General features: G+C 64.6%; 1 protein-coding gene. It reads left to right on the forward strand.

The annotated features are described in order from the left end of the window. On the forward strand, positions 1-263 hold a 263-nt coding region (locus tag R2R70_RS20995; RefSeq protein WP_410979047.1), incomplete at both ends, for a circularly permuted type 2 ATP-grasp protein.

Genomic DNA, 263 nt, shown 5'->3' on the forward strand with positions numbered 1-263 from the left:
GGTGGCGCCGGTCGCGCATTATCCCGATCTGCTGCTCGAAACGCTGCGCGCCTGCGCGCCCGCGGGCGTGGACGATCCCACCGTCGTGCTGCTCACGCCGGGCATGTACAACTCGGCGTATTTCGAGCACACGTTTCTTGCGCAGCAGATGGGCGTCGAACTGGTCGAAGGCAGCGATCTGTTCGTCGAAGACAACTACGTGTTCATGCGCACGACGCAAGGCCCGCGCCGCGTCGACGTGATCTATCGACGCGTGGACGACG

Source organism: Cobetia sp. SIMBA_158 (assembly GCF_046566945.1).
GTDB classification, from domain to species: Bacteria; Pseudomonadota; Gammaproteobacteria; order Pseudomonadales; family Halomonadaceae; genus Cobetia; species Cobetia amphilecti.